We start from the raw sequence: 15,800 nt of genomic DNA on the forward strand, positions 1-15,800 counted from the left end.
AAAGATGTAACTCTCCAAGGGTGACCCTCTAGGCCTGATCAATGTCCAACAACATCCGACCGCATCTACGCGCCAGCGCTCGCTTCCTTGCGCTATTGGGCTTTCATCTGCTCGGCGCCGCCATCCTGCTTGGCATCGCCATTTGGCGCCGACTTGGCGGCTCCGTGGCATCGGCGCCCGCGATCATTCAGTGGTGGTTTCAAGGCGTCTCGCCGATCCTCGGCCTGCGCATCCGCGTCGAAGGCCAACAAGCTAAGAGCGCGCTGATCGTCGCCAACCACATCTCTTGGCTCGACATCGCCGTGCTCGGCTCACTCGGGCCCATTGGCTTCCTCTCCAAGGCTGAGGTTCGCCGCTGGCCCTTGATCGGCTGGATGGCCGCGCAAGTGGGTACCCTCTTCATAGCGCGTGGCGGCAATCAAACCGCGGATCTCATCCAACGCATCGAGCAACGCCTGCGCGAGCAACGACCCGTGGTGATCTTCGCCGAGGGCACGACCAGCGATGGCCGGCAGCTGCGTGGCTTCTATCCCAGGCTCCTCGCCGCGGGACAACAGCCGGGCATTGACGTGCAGCCGGTCGCGATTCGCTATGGAACCAATACCGAGCCCGACCTGATCGCCCCATTCATCGATGACGATGCATTAATCCCGAGCGTTTGGCGTGTGCTGCGCCGGACCACCACGGAGGCAAGCGTGCACTTCCTCACGCCCATCGTCAGCGCAGGCATGGATCGACGCAAACTGACAACCCAATGCGAGCAGCAGATCGCTGAGGCGCTCGAGGTGCCCATCGTGGCCCGAGCAACCGCCAAGCGTCGCGGGTCGGAGGTCGCAACCCAGTGAGCGCAGGCAACGGCAGCGTTCAGGATCAGAGACCGACGGAGGCGCAGCCCAGACTCCATGTCGCGCTGGTGACCGAAACCTATCCGCCCGAGATCAATGGCGTCGCCAATACCATGGCACAGCTCGCGCGCGGGCTGGAGCGAAAGGGACACCAGGTCAGCCTGATCCGTCCGCGCCAACCGGCGGATCAGTCCAACAATCCACCGCCAAACGCGCTACTTGTCAGCGGTCTGCCCTTACCAGGCTATCGCGGCCTGCGCTTTGGCCTGCCAGCCTTTAGGGTTATACAACGTCGCTGGCGCGAAACAGGTCCAGACGCTGTCTACATAGCAACTGAAGGTCCGCTTGGTCATTCGGCACTGAAGGCCGCCACACAGCTAGGCATACCCACCCTGACTGGATTCCACACCCAGTTCCAGCAGTACTGCAGCCATTACGGTGTTGGCCTCCTGATGAAGCCGATCATCAGCCTGCTCAGGCGCTTTCACAATCGCTCTGGCGCAACCCTGGTGCCAACCCGCGCCTTGCTTCAGGAGCTGGCAAGCGCCGGATTTGAAAATCTGCACATACTCAGCCGTGGCGTCGATACCGAGCGGTTTTCACCCAGATACCGGAATCTCGCTTTGCGCGCCTCCTGGGGCTGCAGCGATGAGACGCTCGTTGCACTTTATGTGGGCCGCATCGCCGCCGAGAAACATGTCGATCTGGCCATCGAGGCCTTTGATCGTATTCGTGGCACTCAACCGGATAGCCGCTGCGTCCTGGTCGGCGATGGCCCTGAGCTAGCGCACCTGCGCCGCCAACACCCTGACTACGTCTACACCGGCGCCAAGGTTGGGGAGGAACTGGCCGCGCACTATGCCTCGGCCGACTTGTTTGTCTTTCCAAGTCTCACCGAGACCTTCGGCAATGTACTCACCGAAGCCTTAGCCAGCGGGGTCGCCACCCTCGCGTTCGACTATGCAGCCGCTCGCGAGCATCTGCAGGATGGCCGAAACGGCTATAGTGTCGCGCTGGACGATCGCGCGGCCTTTTTGCTGCGCGCCGAACAGGCCGCGAGTGATCGCACGCGGCTGCGACAGTTTGGGCAAGAAGCCCGGCGAACCGCGGAGTCGCTGAGCTGGGACCGAGTCATCAGCGACCTTGAACATCATCTTTACGCTGTGATCGGCTGCACCAGCAACCAGGGTGAGCGCCATGAACCCATTCCTGCGACTGCTGAATGAGTTAGAGACCCCCGTCTGTCGGCGTTGGAGCCGTGCCCATCAACGCCCTTGGCTGCTGCATCCCTTCGCGTTGATCAGCCGGCTCGGAAACGGCCTCTTTTGGTACAGCCTGATGGTCGTCCTACCGATCGTTGATGGGCTCGATGGCCTTGAGGCGGCGCTGCACATGCTCTTGATGAGCGGCGTAGCCTTGGTGCTTTACAAAAGCCTCAAGGGCCGCACCAGACGGATACGACCTTGTCACTACGCGGCAGACATCGCCGCCAGCGTCCCACCCTTGGACCGCTACAGTTTCCCATCCGGGCATACCCTGCACGCAGTCAACTTCTCGACCATCGCGCTCTTCTACTATCCACAGCTCGGCTGGCTCTTGGTGCCGTTCACGCTCCTCGTCGCCATGTCACGCGTGGTACTTGGCTTGCACTATCCAACGGATGTGATTGTTGCATTCGCCGTTGGCCTCGGCCTCGCCTACAGCAGCTTGCTATTGGTCGCCTAGTCGGACACAAAAAAAATCCGCCGGCCACCCCCAACTTTGGAGGCAGGCCGCCGGACTCGACGCCTTTGGCGAGAGACTTAACTCTGCTTATTTGGCTTCAGGGGCTGCCGGAGCAGCTGGGGCACCGTAAGGCGCTGCGCCGTAAGGAGCCGCATAGGGGGCAGCACCATAAGGGGCGCCATAAGGAGCACCATAGTAGGGAGCGCCGTAGCCGCCGTAGTAGGGGTTACCATAGCCGTAACCGTCACCGCGGCCATAGCCGTAACCACGCCCACGACCGTAACCACGACCGCCGCCGCTCATGCTCATGTTGAAGTCGCCGTAGCCATCGCCGAGCATATCGCTGAACATGTCGCCCATCCCGTCGCCCCAGCCATTGCCATAGCCCGGGCCGCCGTAGCCAGGACCACCCCACCATGCGCTGGCAGAAGCGGACACACCAAGAAGCGCGGCAACGGCTGCGGCAGTAGCAAGCTTTTTCATTTCTATTCTCCGAATTCGATTTATCTGGGTTGCAAGCGTCGCCGCGTTTCATGCGACAACGGAAATTATTATATTAGCGTTTTCTAAAATTGACAATTGCTAATCCCTATTCCGCTCCTCCTTGCGATAGGCGACACCAACAGCCCCAGCTACAGCCGCCCCAGCTGCGCTTGAAACCTAAGGCAAGAGCAGACGCATGGAGAGGTCGACCGCCTCCACGTGCTTCGTTAGACCGCCAACGGAGATATCGTCGACCCCGGTCTCTGCGATCACGCGAAGCCGGTCGCGAGTGATGCCGCCAGAAGCCTCCAGTCTCGAACGCCCGGCCGTCAGCTCCACCGCCCGACGCAGCTCCGGCAAGCCAAAGTTATCCAGCAGCACACGTTCGACCCCCGCACCCAAGGCCTCGCTGAGCTCATCCAAGGATTCGACCTCGATCTCAACCGGCGCCCCATTCGCCAGTCGACGCGCCGCTGCAATCGCCGCGCGGATCGAGCCCGCCGCACGGATGTGGTTCTCTTTGATCAAGATGGCATCGAAGAGGCCCATCCGATGGTTATCACAGCCACCACAGAGCACCGCATATTTCTGCTGGCGCCGCAGCCCTGGCAGCGTCTTGCGGGTGTCCAGGATGCGCACCGGTAACCCCGCCACAGCATCGGCATAGCGCCGGGCACGGGTTGCTGTGCCGGAGAGCAGTTGCAGATAGTTCAGCGCAGTTCGCTCGCCGGTCAGGAGTGGGCGCAAACTCCCACACAGTGAACAGAGCTGCTGCCCGGGAAGTACCCGTTCACCATCCCGCGCCTGCCACTGGATCGAGATCTGCGGGTCGAGCTGTCGGAAAACCTGATCGAACCAAGCAGTACCGCATAGCACCGCATCATCGCGCGTGATGACCTCAGCGGCCGCTCTGGCATCCGCCGGCAACAGCTGAGCGGTCAGATCGCCATCGCCCAGATCCTCCATCAAAGCATCCCGCACCTGCGCTTCGATCAGCGCCGCTGGTGGAAGATGGTGCGACAATGAGTCCGCACTCGGGTCGGGAGTAGGCACAGCGGTGGTCATCAAATCAGCTCCTCAACGCATAGAATAGGCGAACACAGCGGATCGATGAGCCAGGCTGCGTCCTGCTTGCGCCCCTGCCCTAGGCCTGCGCGCAACCCTTATTCTCTCCCATCGTTTGCACTTTAGGCGATGACTGAACGATGTGAATAAGCGGATGGGCGGATGAGAGGATGAGCACTTTGATCACACCCAGGATCGACGATGCCGGAAGACTGAGCATCGCAGGTTGGATACCCTCTCCGAATGCCGACCAGCGGCCAGAGGGCGTCGAGCCCGACCTACTGGTCATTCACAATATCAGCTTGCCTCCAAGGCAGTTTGGCGGCCCTTGGATCGAACAGTTGTTCCTGAATCAGCTCGCCCCGAGCGCCGACCCCTTCTTTGCCAGCATTGCTGGGCTCCGAGTCTCGGCACATCTACTCATCCGAAGGGATGGGGAGTTGCTCCAGTTCGTTGCGCTTGGACGCCGCGCTTGGCATGCAGGACGCTCGTCGTTCCGAGGTCGCCCAGCGTGCAACGACTACAGCATCGGCATTGAGCTAGAGGGAGCGGATGATGTCGCCTTTTCGGACGCTCAGTACGAGCGGCTTGCGGAGGCGACACAACTGATCCGCGCTCGCTATCCGGCCATCACCCGCGACCGGATCACCGGTCATGAGCAGATTGCTCCGGGTCGCAAGACGGACCCAGGCCCGGCATTCGACTGGCAGCGTTATCTCAACAGCCTGCCCGACTGATGTCCCCGAAAGATCAAGACTAGCCGGCGCGCGCGACCATAGCCGCCACGGCAGCAGCGGCAGGACGAGAAACCGGCTCGGGCTGTGCCAGCGGCTGCTCCGAGGTCAGCACCTGCTGCGCGTCGGTCCAGCGCAACAATTCGATGGTGCCGTCGTGATGCTCGACCAGCGCCGTGCAGCTCTCGACCCAATCGCCACAGTTGCAGTAGGTCACGCCCTCGATGTCACGGATCTCGGCATGATGGATATGACCACAGATCATGCCGTCGACATCACGCCGCCGTGCCTCCTCGGCCACCGCCTGTTCAAAGTTGCCGATATAGTTGACGGCGTCCTTGACCCGGTGCTTCAGATAGGCCGCCAGCGACCAGTAGCCGAAGCCAAACCGCCGCCGCAAGGCATTCAACCGATGATTGGCCGAGAGCAGCAGATCGTAGAGCCGCGAACCGAGCATCGCCAGCCAGCGCCCGCTCTGCACCACCTGATCGAACTTATCACCGTGCATGATCAAGAACTGTCGGCCATCGGCGGTGGTATGCACCAGCTCATCGCGCAGCTTCACCTGACCGTACTCAGAGCCCAGGTGGTCGCGCAGGATCTCGTCGTGATTGCCCGGCACATAGACTACCTCAGTGCCATCACGCGCCTTGTCCAAGATCGCCCGCACCACATTGTTGTGCGTCTGCGGCCAGAACAGACCGCTCTTCATCGCCCAAACATCGATGATGTCGCCGACCAGATACAGTTGCTTACAGTCAGTCGCTTGCAGAAAATCGAGCAAGAACTCGGCTTGGCAGCCGCGAAACCCGAGATGGACGTCCGAGATCCAAATGCTCCGGTACTTCAACGGCCGTAGATGTGTTACCTGGCTCATGCTGCTCAGGCCCCAGTAAAATAACGTGCCGGCCATGGTCTCGCGTGTTTGTTGCGAGAGGATGCACATGTGATGAAGATCTGGTGAAACTCTCCCTCCGCTGCAGTCGACCCTCTAAAGCCTGTTGCTGAACTCAGCAAGCCACCGCGAATGCGTATACTGCGCCCTACAAGCGGCCACCCTAAGCGGCGATCGATTTCCGACTTGCCGATGCCTGCCAGCCCCTTGCCCTCAGGCCGGGAGGTCATCGGTAAACACCCTTCAAGACCAGACTTCAAACTGAGACTAGGAGTTTTTCATGCCCCGCGATTCCGTGAACAAGGTCGTCCTCGCCTACTCCGGCGGCCTCGATACCTCGGTGATCCTGACCTGGCTGCAGGAGGAATATGGCTGCGAGGTGGTCACCTTCACCGCCGATATCGGCCAGGGTGAGGAGGTCGAGCCGGCCCGCGCCAAGGCCGAGGCCGCTGGCATCAAAGAGATCTACATCGAAGACCTGCGCGAAGAGTTCGTGCGCGACTTCGTCTATCCGATGTTCCGCGCTAACGCCATCTACGAGGGCGAATACCTGCTCGGCACCTCGATCGCGCGGCCGCTGATCGCCAAGCGCCTGGTCGAGATCGCCACCGAGACCGGCGCCGACACCATCAGCCACGGCGCCACCGGCAAGGGCAACGATCAGGTCCGCTTCGAGATCAACGCACTGGCGCTGAAACCCGACATCAAGATCATCGCGCCCTGGCGCGAATGGGACCTGCTCTCACGCGAGAAGCTGATGACCTACGCGGCCGAGCACGGCGTGCCGGTCGAGCAGAAGCGCGACGGCACCAAATCGCCCTACTCGATGGACGCCAACCTGCTGCACATCTCCTACGAGGGCTATGATCTGGAAGATCCCTGGGTCGAGCCGGGCGCGGGCATGTGGCGCTGGACGCGCGACCCCGTCGATGCACCCAACACCCCGCAGGAGATCGAGCTGACCTATCGCGCCGGCGACATCACCGCCATTGACGGCAAGCCGATGTCCCCCGCCGAGGTCCTCACCGAGTTGAATCGCATCGGCGGCGAGCACGGCATCGGCCGCGCCGACATCGTCGAGAACCGCTACGTTGGCATGAAGTCGCGCGGCTGCTACGAGACCCCCGGCGGCACCATCATGCTCAAGGCGCATCGGGCGATGGAATCTTTAACCCTCGACCGCGAGGCCGCGCACCTGAAAGACGAGTTGATGCCGCGCTATGCCACGCTGATCTACAACGGCTATTGGTTCAGCCCCGAGCGGATGATGCTGCAGGCCGCGATCGACGAGAGCCAGCGCCTGGTCAACGGCCAGGTTCGGCTCAAGCTGTACAAGGGCAATGTGCTAGTGGTCGGCCGCCAATCGGAGACCGACAGCCTGTTCGATGAGTCCATCGCGACCTTCGAGGACGATGCCGGCGCCTACGATCAGGGCGACGCTACCGGCTTCATCAAGTTGAATGCCCTGCGGTTGCGCGTGGCTGGTCGGCGACGCGGCCGCTGAGCCGCAGCGTTCTCAACAGGTGGACGGTTGAAGGTGTATCCGTGGAAGCCCTGAAGCTCGCAACCATTGATGATCTCATGCTGAGCGCCGATGATCAGGCCGATGATCAGTTGGAGCTGATCAGCGGTGAGATCGTCCGTCGTCCGATGACGCGGGCGTTTCATGCCCGCGCCCAGGGCAATACGCGCGAAGAGCTCGGACCCTTCAATCGCCGCTCCGGGCCCGATGGTTGGTGGATTCTTACTGAGGCCAGCGTTGCCTACGAGCCGCACGAGTGTCCCGCCCATGACCTAGCCGGGTGGCGCAAGGCCAGGTTGCCGTGCCTGCCCAGTGGCTTGATCGATCTGCCGCCCGATTGGGTTTGCGAGATCATCTCGCCCGGCCATGAGCGAAAAGACACGCAACAGATTCCGCTGCTCTTACAGCGCCATCAGGTGCCCTATTACTGGCTCATCTGGCCGGAGGACGGCAAGCTGGTCGCTCACCAGTTGGAGGCTGGTCGTTATCGCGTCATCGCAACGGTCGACCAGCATCGGCGGGCACGAATCCCGCCGTTCGACGAGATCGAGCTTGATCTGAGCTACATCCTGTCGGATACACCCGACTCAACCTGAAACAGGCGCCCGCAACTTCAGGGTTTGATGCGCATCAGGCTGCGGTATTCGCCACCGGCAGCTCGGATGGCGCCTCCCCTCGCTCGCGCAGCACCTCAAACGGGTCCGGCGCCGTGCGCTTGCGGCCAACATCGTTGAGTCGGCTCAGATAATCCAACCACAACGGCTGCCAGCCGCGTCCGAGCTTGTACAGGTACTGCCAGTCGTAGAGGCCAGAGCGGTGGTTGTCGTCGAAGACGATCTTCACCGCGTAGCTGCCGATCTGCTGCAGATCGGTGATGTTGACCTCCTCCTTGCCAACCTGCAGCTTGGCTTGGTCCGGTGTATGGCCGCGCACCTCGGCAGAGGGCGAATAGACGCGCAGGTATTCGCAGGGCAGTCGGAAGCGCGCACCGTCGTCGTAGGCGATCTCGAGGATGCGGGATTTCTGGTGCAGGTTGATCTCGGTCGGCAGCGGATGCTGTTCCATTGGTCAGGCAACTCCGTAACGGCTTAGCGTGAATCGCGCAGGGTCGATCCGCCGGGGTGGGCGCGACGCCATGCGCGTGAGACGTTCATCTGCCGACTCAGGTGCGGACGTCGACCGGGTTTGCAATGCAGCGACCATCCGCTGTGCGATCAACAGCGCGCCCACCCACAGCACTGAGCGCGGCAGCGAGCCCGAGCTGGCGCTGCACTCCCGCGGAGGCCGTGCCCCGAACGCGCTTCGCCATCGGTGGCGCGGCAGGTTTGCTGCGCCGAGAGACCATCTGGATCGGCGATCAGGCCGCCTGCGCCTGGGCCAGCCGCTCCACCTCCGGCCAGCCGCCGCAATGGCGCTCGATCAGGCCAGCGAGCATCTGCAGATGCGCCGGATCATCGTTCAGGCAAGGAATGTAGTGATAGTCCTTGCCGCCGGCATCGATAAAGTAACCGCGATTCTCGACATCGATCTCCTCTAGGGTCTCGAGGCAATCCGCAGAGAACCCAGGGGCGATCACATGCACACTCTCGACGCCATCCCCCCCCCAGAGCTTTAGCGTCTCGTCGGTATAGGGCTGCAGCCACTCATCGCGGCCCACCCGCGATTGGAACGAGACCATCCAGCGGTCATCCTCCAGCCCCAGGCGCTCGGCGACCAAGCGCGCGGTCTTATGACAATGGCAGTGGTAGGGGTCGCCGGCCATGAAGTAACGCTTGGGGATGCCGTGGAACGAGAACAGCAGCCGCTCCGGCTCACCCTTCTCAGCCCTAGCGGCGCGAATACTGTCGCAGAGGGCATCGATGTAGCCCGGCTCGTCGTGATAATGGTTGATGAAGCGTAGCTCGGGCAGCCAACGCCAAGTGGTCAGCTCGTTAGTGACCGCATCGAAGGTCGAGGCGGTGGTGGTGGCCGAGTATTGTGGATAGAGCGGCAGCACCAACAAGCGACGGACATTCAAGCTCTTCAGTCGATTCAGGGCTTCCGGGACCGATGGCTTGCCGTAACGCATGCCAAGCTCAACATGCACCCGCTGCCCCAGTCGCTCGCTCAGGATCGGCTGCAGCCCAGCGGCTTGCCGACGCGCGACATCCAGCAGGGGCGAGCCCTTGTCGGTCCAGACCGCCTGATAGGCCTTGGCCGAGCGGCTTGGGCGCACGCGCAAGATGACCCCATGCAGGATCAGCCACCAGATCGGCCGTGGAATCTCGACCACCCGCGGATCTTTGAGAAATTCGGCCAAGTAGCGGCGCACGGCCGTCGGTGTCGGCGCTTCTGGCGTGCCAAGATTCAGCATCAGCACGCCCAGGTGCTCTGACATGTCGTGCTCGAAGCCGACGACGCTTTTGTATTTCATCGAAGTCCCATGGGTTGCGCGATGGTCCCTGATCGTCTTATCCAGTTGCACAGATTGGCGCGCGCCGAGCCGGGTTTCAACCGAATTGCGCAATTTTCCTTAATCCCATCGGCCATTGCTAGGCTCCGTAAAGGGGGTCGCCGACAGGAGGCGAACCCATCAGGCCTCGCGCGAAACCTTAAGTTGGCGCAAGATCGCGCGAAATCGCAACGGATCATCCTGCCCGAAGACCGGGTCCTGAACCTTAGGCGCAGCCGCCAAGAGTTCACCCCAGACCGCCTCAGACAGACAGGTCTCGGCCAATGGAAACGCCTGCTCATCTTCAATCCGCATGTGATCACGGTGCTGGCCGATCAGCGCTCGCCCCTGCCGCTCGACATCATCCCGGCGCAGCACCTCTTCGTGCACGATGCCCTCGAGTGACTCCTTGAAGCGCCGGTTCATCTGCCCGAGCGCCTGATGCTGCTTCATCAGCTGCTGCAACACCGCATGCCCTGGGCCTTCTTGCGCCAGCACCCGCTCAAAGATCAGGTCTTCGCTCGGATGATGGACTTGATCGGCGTAGTCGATCATGTATTCCATCAGCTCACACATCAGCTCATAGTCCGGCTCAAGCCCATCGCGGAACTCATCCAGCAAGCCTTCGAGCAGGCCAAGCAGTTGCTCAAGCCGGCGATGATCTCGGTCGAGACACTGCAGTAAATCGTTCATTCAGGCCACCTCGTTGCGATGGTTTAGAGACTGCTCCAGCCAGCGCCAGACGCTACCCCGAGGCTGACTGACGCCGGTCACCACATAGCTGAGCACGTCTGGATTATTGAGCGTCCACTGCATCCAATCACGCGCGCCGGGGCGGCCACAGAGCAGCAACTGATCGCCAATCTCTAGCCGCTGGCCAAGATCAGGCAGCGCGGCATGGTGGCCACCGCGCTTGTGCAGCAGGATGATGGCCTGCAACGGCTCATCCCGACTGCGCGGATCACGCAGCAGATCCCCCAGGGTGGGCTCCTGACCCTGACTGTTGAGGGCCTTGACGACTTGACCCAAGGTTTCGCCAAACCGCAGCTCCCAGAGAATCGGTGGCCGCACCTCGACCAGCGCAACGATCCGGCTGACCAGCTCACAACACCAGCTATCGCGCTCTTTTTCCGCCTGACTGACAAACTCCGAGAGCAAGGGCGCGCTCAGTAGGGTGCGAATGCGCTGCGCCACAATCAGACTCGGGTGCATCAGGATATCCGCCTTGACTGCTTTGAACAGCTCTTCATTCATGAGCTGATTCTCCCGCACCACCGTGAACAGGTTGGGATTCAGCTCCTTGGCCGTCATGATAATAGACAGGTTGTTCGCGTCGTTATCCGTCCCGGCAACAATGCCGACCGCACGATGGATATCAGCCTGTTCCAGCGTCACGGCCTCGGTGCCGCGACCCTTGATCAGCAACCCCGGTGGCAAGCCCGTGCGCTCCGGCGCCATCTCGACCACGATCAGCTCGACCCCCTGTGCGGCGAGCTGAGAGGTGAGCGCCTTGCCAAACCGGCCATAGCCGCAGATGATCCAGAGTCCATCAGCCGGCGGATAGATCGGCTCCGGCAGGATCGAGCTGTTCAACTGCCCAAGCCAGTCGTGCAAGGCGGTGAGACAGGGTGAATCAATCGCGGTGCTGAGATAGCGGGCAAAGATATCGAAGGGATCGTAGATATGGTCGGTGCCAAACGAGGCCATGTTGGCCTCGACATCATGCGAGTCGGCCCGGCAGATCACCTTGGTATCGGGATGCATCAGCTTCGCGGCCAGGGCCACCTTCAGGTTTACCTCGTTCGACGAGGTCAGCGCCAGCACGCCGGCACAGTACGGGCTGCGCAGCCCCGCCAATAGCAGGGAATCAGGGCGGCGCACATCAGCTCGGAGCGCCGGCACAAACTCGTGCAGCGATTCCAGCTTCAGGAGATCGATTCGATCTGGATTATTGTCAAGCACCACCGCGCGCTGATTACGCTCGGTCAGCGCTCGCACCAGCCCGCTGCCGGTCTGCCCGTAACCGCAGACGAGATAGAAGTCCTCCTTGATGTGTCCGACATAGCGAGCGAAACGACGCTCTTCCATGGTCCTGCGCAACGCCTTGTCCTGCAACAAGCCGATCATCGAACCGACCGAATACAGCCAGCCGCTCACGGTGGCATAGATACAGAGCGTTACCCAGATGCGCTGTGCATCGCTGAACTCCTGCGGCAGTTCGCCAAAGCCAATCGTCGTCGACATATAGCTGACGAAATAGAAGGCGTGGAAGATGCTGAGGTGCCAGACGCTGCCATCCGGGTTACGCCCGGGGATGAGCACCAGACCGATGATCGTGATCGAATAGATGATGATCAGCGTCAGCAGTGGCGCTCGCATCCGCCGCAGGATGAGGAAGATGATGCTATCCACTGGCTGACCCGCCCGCGTCGACGCCATGGCTGGTGATCAGCGCCGCAGCATCGTCGTCTCGATGATCAGCAGAATCACAGAGACGACATTGGCGACCATGGCGCCCGCGGCCAGCGAGACCACGCTGGAGAGATCGCCCGCGGTGAAGCCATCGGCCGAGGCATGGGCGGCAACGGTCCAGAGCACCGCACCGGCAACCAACTGCAGCATCGCGACCAGGCTGGTCGCCAACAGTACCGCGCCCATCTGCGAGCGATCGCCGAGCTTGAGCACGGTCGCGATCAGATTCACCACCAACACCACCGCGTATTCCCAAGGGTGGTGATGGTCGAAATTGTCGATCTCGCCGTAGACAAAGCCAAAGTTCAGGGTGAGCGCGAGCAGGATGAAGAATCCAAAGACAACCTTTTCCGGGTTCATCAGGAAGCTCCTCGGTTAACAGGGACAGTCTTGAGCGGCGCGCGTATCCTATCCGCTTTCTCTGGTCAGTTTTCCGACTTCTCGCCGAAGTCGACCGCTTGCCACCCTCCGACAAGGCGTCTCCCTGCCATGAGTCAACCCCTCCAGCCCGTACCCCTGCCCGAGGCGCTCGATGCGCGGCGTGAGCAGATTCATACCGCGCAGGCCGGTCGCATCGCCTACTATCAAGACCTACGCGGAGAGGGCCGTCCGCTGGTTCTGGTGCACAGCATCAACGCGGCCCCGAGCAGCTACGAGGTCAAGCCGATCTTCGAGCATTATGCCAGCACGCGGCCAGTCTACAGCATCGACCTGCCCGGCTTTGGCCATTCCGAGCGCAGTGATCGCGCCTATTCTCCCGAGTTGTATGCAAATGCGATCCGCGTCCTGCTCGAGGAGGTGGTCCAGGCGCCGGCTGACCTGTTGGCGCTCTCGTTGAGTGCGGAATTCGCCGCACGCGCGGCGCTCGGCTCCCCGGCCAGCGTTGCCTCCTTGGTGCTGATCTCGCCGACCGGCTTCTCCGCCCGTGGCATGCCGCCGCTAGTGGTCGGCCAGGGCCTGCACGGGCTGCTCGGAGTCCGACTCTGGAGCCAAAGACTGTATGACCTGGTGGCCTCCAAGCGGAGCATCCGCCATTACCTCGGCAAGTCCTTCGGCGGCGAGCCACCACAGGAACTGATCGACTACGCCTACGCCACCTCGCACCAGCCAGGCGCACGCTACGCACCGCTGGTCTTTCTCTCGACGCAGCTGTTCACGCGCGACCCGATCAACAAGCTCTATTCGCGACTGACCAAACTCCCGGTCTTGGCGATCGCCGACCGCGACCCTTACGTCACCTTTGAGCAGCTCGAATCACTGGTGTTCCGGCAGCCCAACTGGCAGTTCGAACGCCTCGGCCCCCATCTTGGTCTGCCGCAGTGGGAGCAGCCCGCTACCCTGTTTGCAGCCTTGGATCACTTCTGGGCGACAGGCTGAGTTGTGATCCGACGCGCGCGACGGGCCAAACAACCCCACCGCTGATCTGCATCGCCGCGACCGATAGATCGGCGATGCCGACACCCAGGCGTGGGCCTCTCGGCTCAGTGATCAGCGCGACCGCGCAACCGGCTACTGACAACATAGAGCAGCGAGCCGACCAACATCACAACCATCGAAAAGCCGAACCAGCCGAAGAACAGATAGACCACCCGCAACCAAGCGACACCGCCCGCGGACGCCTCAGTAAGATCCACCGGCGCTTGGTGCAGAAAGCCGATCAGGGTCATCACCAACGCCAGCACCAGTGACCAAAAGGCGGAAAACAGCAGGAGGTTGAGCTTCTTTTTCATGCAAGGACCGCTGGTTGGTAAAAGATGACCGTCAGGCCGCCGTATCGGCCGCCATCCTGGTCTCAGACGCAACACTGGCATCACCCCGATCCCGGTCGCGCTTCAGTGACCAATGGATCACCAGGTTCAGCATGCGCATGGTCGCACCGATCGCGGCAAAGACCTGATTGGCGTGCACCCCACGGGTCTTGAACTGACCACGCTCATCCGACCAGGTGATGGTGCATTCGGTCAACGCATCGGTTCGTCCGCCCTTGGGGATGCGCACCTCGTAGTCGGCCAGCGTCGGCAAGCTCAGCCCCTGCGTCTTGACCACTCGCGCCAGCGCTTTATTAAAGGCATCGAAACCGCCGTTGCCGCTACCGGTCGCGGTCAGATGCTCACCGCGCAGGCAGATCTTGATACTCGCCGTCGACTCCAGCCCGTAGCTCGATGAGACGTTGCAGGCGATCAGCTCGGCGTGGCTGTAGTCCTTGCTCTCGAGCACCTCGGCGATGATGAACGGCAGGTCTTCAGCGGTGATGGTCTTCTTCGAGTCGCCCAGCTCGACGATGCGCTTCAGAACCTTGCGCTGATTCTCCTCGGACAGCGTGATGCCAATGCGTTCCAGATTCTTTGCCAGCGAGGCCTTGCCGGCTAGCTTTCCCAGCGCATAGACGCGTCGCCGCCCAAACCGCTCCGGCGACAGCTTGGTAACATAGAGGCTGCCTTTTTTATCGCCATCGGCATGGATACCAGCGGTTTGGGTGAAGACGTCGTCGCCAACGATCGGGGCATTGTCGCCGACTCGCTTGCCAGAAAAATACTGCACCAGCTCGCTGACGCGCCCAAGGTGGCTCTCGTCGATGCCGATCTCCAGGCCGAGCTGATCACGGAGATTGACCACCACCTCGGCCAAGGAGGCATTACCGGCACGTTCACCCAGGCAGTTGACGGTGCAGTGCACCGCCGCTGCGCCGGCCTGCGCCGCGGCAAACACATTCGCGGTCGCCAAGCCGTAATCGTTATGCGGATGGAAATCGAATCGGCAGTCTGGAAAACGGCGAATCATGTCCGACATCGCCGCAAACACGCGCTCCGGGGTCATCACGCCGAGGGTGTCCGGCAGCATGAAATGGCCGACACCGCTATCGGCGAGCGCCTCGGTCAGGGCGTAGACGTATGCCGACTTATCGGCGTAGCCGTTCGACCAATCCTCAAGGTAGAGATTCACCCGCAGCCCGCGCTCACGCGCCAGCTGGATGTTGGCCCGCACATCCTCGGCATGCTGCGCCGGCGTCTTGCCGAGCTGGGTCCGACAATGCTTCTCACTGCCCTTGGCGAGCAGATTGATCACCTGTCCGCCGGCGCGCTGAATCCAGTCCAGGCTCTTGCCGCCGTCGACAAAACCCAAGACCTCGATCCGATCGTCGAGCCCCTTGGAACGCGCCCAGTCGATGATCCGTGCCACGGCGGCAAGTTCGCCGTCCGACACCCGCGCCGAGGCCACCTCGATACGATCGACCCGCAGCAGTTCCAGCAGCGCCTTGGCGATATTCACCTTCTCGTCGGGCGAGAAGGACACACCTTGGGTCTGCTCACCATCACGGAGCGTGGTATCGAGGATCAGAATGCGTTGGTCGTCTGGGGTCACAGGATCTCGGAGCGGATAGCTCGGGTATGCACAGGGGTGTTGGACTCGCTTCGCCGCAGTCCATCTTCAACTTGCCAATGGTTGCCTGACAACTGCGCTCAAGTCGGGAAGCCAGTCACATATAAACTGCAGATGGTGCGGATGTGCGCAGATTAAAATATTCTAAAACAAGGCTCTAACAGGTTTAGCAGGGTCACCCAACAGGTGAAGCAATGATGAGCTGCAGCGTATTGAACTCTCTGCGTAATCTGCGGTTCAAATACGC

General features: G+C 61.6%; 17 protein-coding genes. 7 read left to right on the forward strand and 10 right to left on the reverse strand.

Annotation, left to right across the window (positions count from 1 at the left end; translation table 11 throughout):
- Window positions 1-41 precede the first annotated feature (41 nt).
- The 3 genes from VBE63_RS11000 to VBE63_RS11010 are packed head-to-tail and all read left to right on the forward strand — an operon-like array spanning window position 42 to window position 2,570.
- Complete coding sequence (locus VBE63_RS11000; RefSeq protein ID WP_323683072.1) at window positions 42-845, forward strand: lysophospholipid acyltransferase family protein; 804 nt, start codon at window positions 42-44, stop codon at window positions 843-845.
- Window positions 842-2,071, forward strand: a complete 1,230-nt coding sequence (locus VBE63_RS11005; protein WP_323683073.1) for a glycosyltransferase family 1 protein — start codon at window positions 842-844, stop codon at window positions 2,069-2,071. Before VBE63_RS11000 ends, VBE63_RS11005 begins: the two co-directional genes overlap by 4 nt.
- Window positions 2,043-2,570: a phosphatase PAP2 family protein gene (locus tag VBE63_RS11010; RefSeq protein WP_323683074.1), complete on the forward strand. Its 528-nt coding sequence runs from the start codon at window positions 2,043-2,045 to the stop codon at window positions 2,568-2,570. The genes VBE63_RS11005 and VBE63_RS11010 overlap by 29 nt, the downstream gene beginning before the upstream one ends.
- A gap of 87 nt (window positions 2,571-2,657) precedes the next feature.
- Here VBE63_RS11010 and VBE63_RS11015 read toward each other — a convergent pair whose 3' ends face one another.
- Both VBE63_RS11015 and nadC read right to left on the reverse strand, forming a co-directional pair.
- Window positions 2,658-3,053, reverse strand: coding sequence for a sulfur globule family protein (locus tag VBE63_RS11015; protein WP_323683075.1), 396 nt, complete (start codon window positions 3,051-3,053; stop codon window positions 2,658-2,660).
- Between the two features lie 177 nt (window positions 3,054-3,230).
- The gene (nadC, locus tag VBE63_RS11020) at window positions 3,231-4,118 is read right to left on the reverse strand and encodes a carboxylating nicotinate-nucleotide diphosphorylase (protein ID WP_323683076.1); all 888 of its coding nucleotides are present in this window, start codon (window positions 4,116-4,118) and stop codon (window positions 3,231-3,233) included.
- A gap of 170 nt (window positions 4,119-4,288) precedes the next feature.
- On the opposite strand from nadC, the gene ampD reads away from it, so the two are divergent.
- Window positions 4,289-4,855: a 1,6-anhydro-N-acetylmuramyl-L-alanine amidase AmpD gene (gene ampD, locus VBE63_RS11025; RefSeq protein ID WP_323683077.1), complete on the forward strand. Its 567-nt coding sequence runs from the start codon at window positions 4,289-4,291 to the stop codon at window positions 4,853-4,855.
- Window positions 4,856-4,874: 19 nt separating this feature from the next.
- Here the strand turns inward: ampD and VBE63_RS11030 are convergent, their stop codons facing one another.
- Window positions 4,875-5,729, reverse strand: a complete 855-nt coding sequence (locus VBE63_RS11030; protein ID WP_323683098.1) for a UDP-2,3-diacylglucosamine diphosphatase — start codon at window positions 5,727-5,729, stop codon at window positions 4,875-4,877.
- Window positions 5,730-6,027: 298 nt separating this feature from the next.
- Here VBE63_RS11030 and VBE63_RS11035 point away from each other — a divergent pair, with 298 nt between their 5' ends.
- Window positions 6,028-7,251 (forward strand): argininosuccinate synthase, encoded by a 1,224-nt coding sequence (locus VBE63_RS11035; RefSeq protein ID WP_323683078.1) that lies wholly within the window; start codon window positions 6,028-6,030, stop codon window positions 7,249-7,251.
- A gap of 41 nt (window positions 7,252-7,292) precedes the next feature.
- Window positions 7,293-7,865 carry a Uma2 family endonuclease gene (locus VBE63_RS11040; protein ID WP_323683079.1) on the forward strand — a complete coding sequence of 191 codons (573 nt, stop codon included), beginning with the start codon at window positions 7,293-7,295 and terminating at the stop codon, window positions 7,863-7,865.
- Between the two features lie 34 nt (window positions 7,866-7,899).
- Here VBE63_RS11040 and VBE63_RS11045 read toward each other — a convergent pair whose 3' ends face one another.
- The 5 genes from VBE63_RS11045 to VBE63_RS11065 all read right to left on the reverse strand — a co-directional run bounded on the left by VBE63_RS11045 (window position 7,900) and on the right by VBE63_RS11065 (window position 12,532).
- Window positions 7,900-8,334 (reverse strand): DUF971 domain-containing protein, encoded by a 435-nt coding sequence (locus tag VBE63_RS11045; RefSeq protein WP_323683080.1) that lies wholly within the window; start codon window positions 8,332-8,334, stop codon window positions 7,900-7,902.
- Between the two features lie 292 nt (window positions 8,335-8,626).
- The gene (gene hemH, locus VBE63_RS11050) at window positions 8,627-9,682 is read right to left on the reverse strand and encodes a ferrochelatase (protein ID WP_323683081.1); all 1,056 of its coding nucleotides are present in this window, start codon (window positions 9,680-9,682) and stop codon (window positions 8,627-8,629) included.
- Between the two features lie 159 nt (window positions 9,683-9,841).
- On the reverse strand, window positions 9,842-10,393 hold the full coding sequence (locus tag VBE63_RS11055) for a hemerythrin domain-containing protein (RefSeq protein ID WP_323683082.1): 552 nt from the start codon (window positions 10,391-10,393) through the stop codon (window positions 9,842-9,844).
- Complete coding sequence (locus VBE63_RS11060) at window positions 10,394-12,139, reverse strand: NAD(P)-binding protein (protein ID WP_323683083.1); 1,746 nt, start codon at window positions 12,137-12,139, stop codon at window positions 10,394-10,396.
- A gap of 9 nt (window positions 12,140-12,148) precedes the next feature.
- Window positions 12,149-12,532 (reverse strand): DUF6394 family protein, encoded by a 384-nt coding sequence (locus VBE63_RS11065; RefSeq protein WP_323683084.1) that lies wholly within the window; start codon window positions 12,530-12,532, stop codon window positions 12,149-12,151.
- A gap of 129 nt (window positions 12,533-12,661) precedes the next feature.
- On the opposite strand from VBE63_RS11065, the gene VBE63_RS11070 reads away from it, so the two are divergent.
- The gene (locus VBE63_RS11070; RefSeq protein ID WP_323683085.1) at window positions 12,662-13,549 is read left to right on the forward strand and encodes an alpha/beta hydrolase; all 888 of its coding nucleotides are present in this window, start codon (window positions 12,662-12,664) and stop codon (window positions 13,547-13,549) included.
- Between the two features lie 104 nt (window positions 13,550-13,653).
- Here VBE63_RS11070 and VBE63_RS11075 read toward each other — a convergent pair whose 3' ends face one another.
- A complete protein-coding gene (locus VBE63_RS11075) occupies window positions 13,654-13,902 on the reverse strand; it encodes a hypothetical protein (RefSeq protein ID WP_323683086.1) in 249 nt (82 codons plus the stop codon).
- A 31-nt stretch (window positions 13,903-13,933) separates the two neighbouring features.
- Window positions 13,934-15,535 carry an alpha-isopropylmalate synthase regulatory domain-containing protein gene (locus VBE63_RS11080; RefSeq protein WP_323683087.1) on the reverse strand — a complete coding sequence of 534 codons (1,602 nt, stop codon included), beginning with the start codon at window positions 15,533-15,535 and terminating at the stop codon, window positions 13,934-13,936.
- Between the last annotated feature and the right edge of the window lie 265 nt (window positions 15,536-15,800).

Source organism: Lamprobacter sp., assembly GCF_034860625.1.
Classification (GTDB): domain Bacteria; phylum Pseudomonadota; class Gammaproteobacteria; order Chromatiales; family Chromatiaceae; genus Lamprobacter.

Coding starts and splice junctions, on each gene's coding strand:
- VBE63_RS11000 (WP_323683072.1), top strand. CDS start 42: ATGTCCAACAACATCCGACCGCATCTACGCGCCAGCGCTCGCTTCCTT.
- VBE63_RS11010 (WP_323683074.1), top strand. CDS start 2,043: ATGAACCCATTCCTGCGACTGCTGAATGAGTTAGAGACCCCCGTCTGT.
- VBE63_RS11015 (WP_323683075.1), bottom strand. CDS start 3,053: ATGAAAAAGCTTGCTACTGCCGCAGCCGTTGCCGCGCTTCTTGGTGTG.
- nadC (WP_323683076.1), bottom strand. CDS start 4,118: ATGACCACCGCTGTGCCTACTCCCGACCCGAGTGCGGACTCATTGTCG.
- ampD (WP_323683077.1), top strand. CDS start 4,289: ATGAGCACTTTGATCACACCCAGGATCGACGATGCCGGAAGACTGAGC.
- VBE63_RS11030 (WP_323683098.1), bottom strand. CDS start 5,729: ATGAGCCAGGTAACACATCTACGGCCGTTGAAGTACCGGAGCATTTGG.
- VBE63_RS11035 (WP_323683078.1), top strand. CDS start 6,028: ATGCCCCGCGATTCCGTGAACAAGGTCGTCCTCGCCTACTCCGGCGGC.
- VBE63_RS11045 (WP_323683080.1), bottom strand. CDS start 8,334: ATGGAACAGCATCCGCTGCCGACCGAGATCAACCTGCACCAGAAATCC.
- hemH (WP_323683081.1), bottom strand. CDS start 9,682: ATGAAATACAAAAGCGTCGTCGGCTTCGAGCACGACATGTCAGAGCAC.
- VBE63_RS11055 (WP_323683082.1), bottom strand. CDS start 10,393: ATGAACGATTTACTGCAGTGTCTCGACCGAGATCATCGCCGGCTTGAG.
- VBE63_RS11060 (WP_323683083.1), bottom strand. CDS start 12,139: ATGGCGTCGACGCGGGCGGGTCAGCCAGTGGATAGCATCATCTTCCTC.
- VBE63_RS11065 (WP_323683084.1), bottom strand. CDS start 12,532: ATGAACCCGGAAAAGGTTGTCTTTGGATTCTTCATCCTGCTCGCGCTC.
- VBE63_RS11070 (WP_323683085.1), top strand. CDS start 12,662: ATGAGTCAACCCCTCCAGCCCGTACCCCTGCCCGAGGCGCTCGATGCG.
- VBE63_RS11075 (WP_323683086.1), bottom strand. CDS start 13,902: ATGAAAAAGAAGCTCAACCTCCTGCTGTTTTCCGCCTTTTGGTCACTG.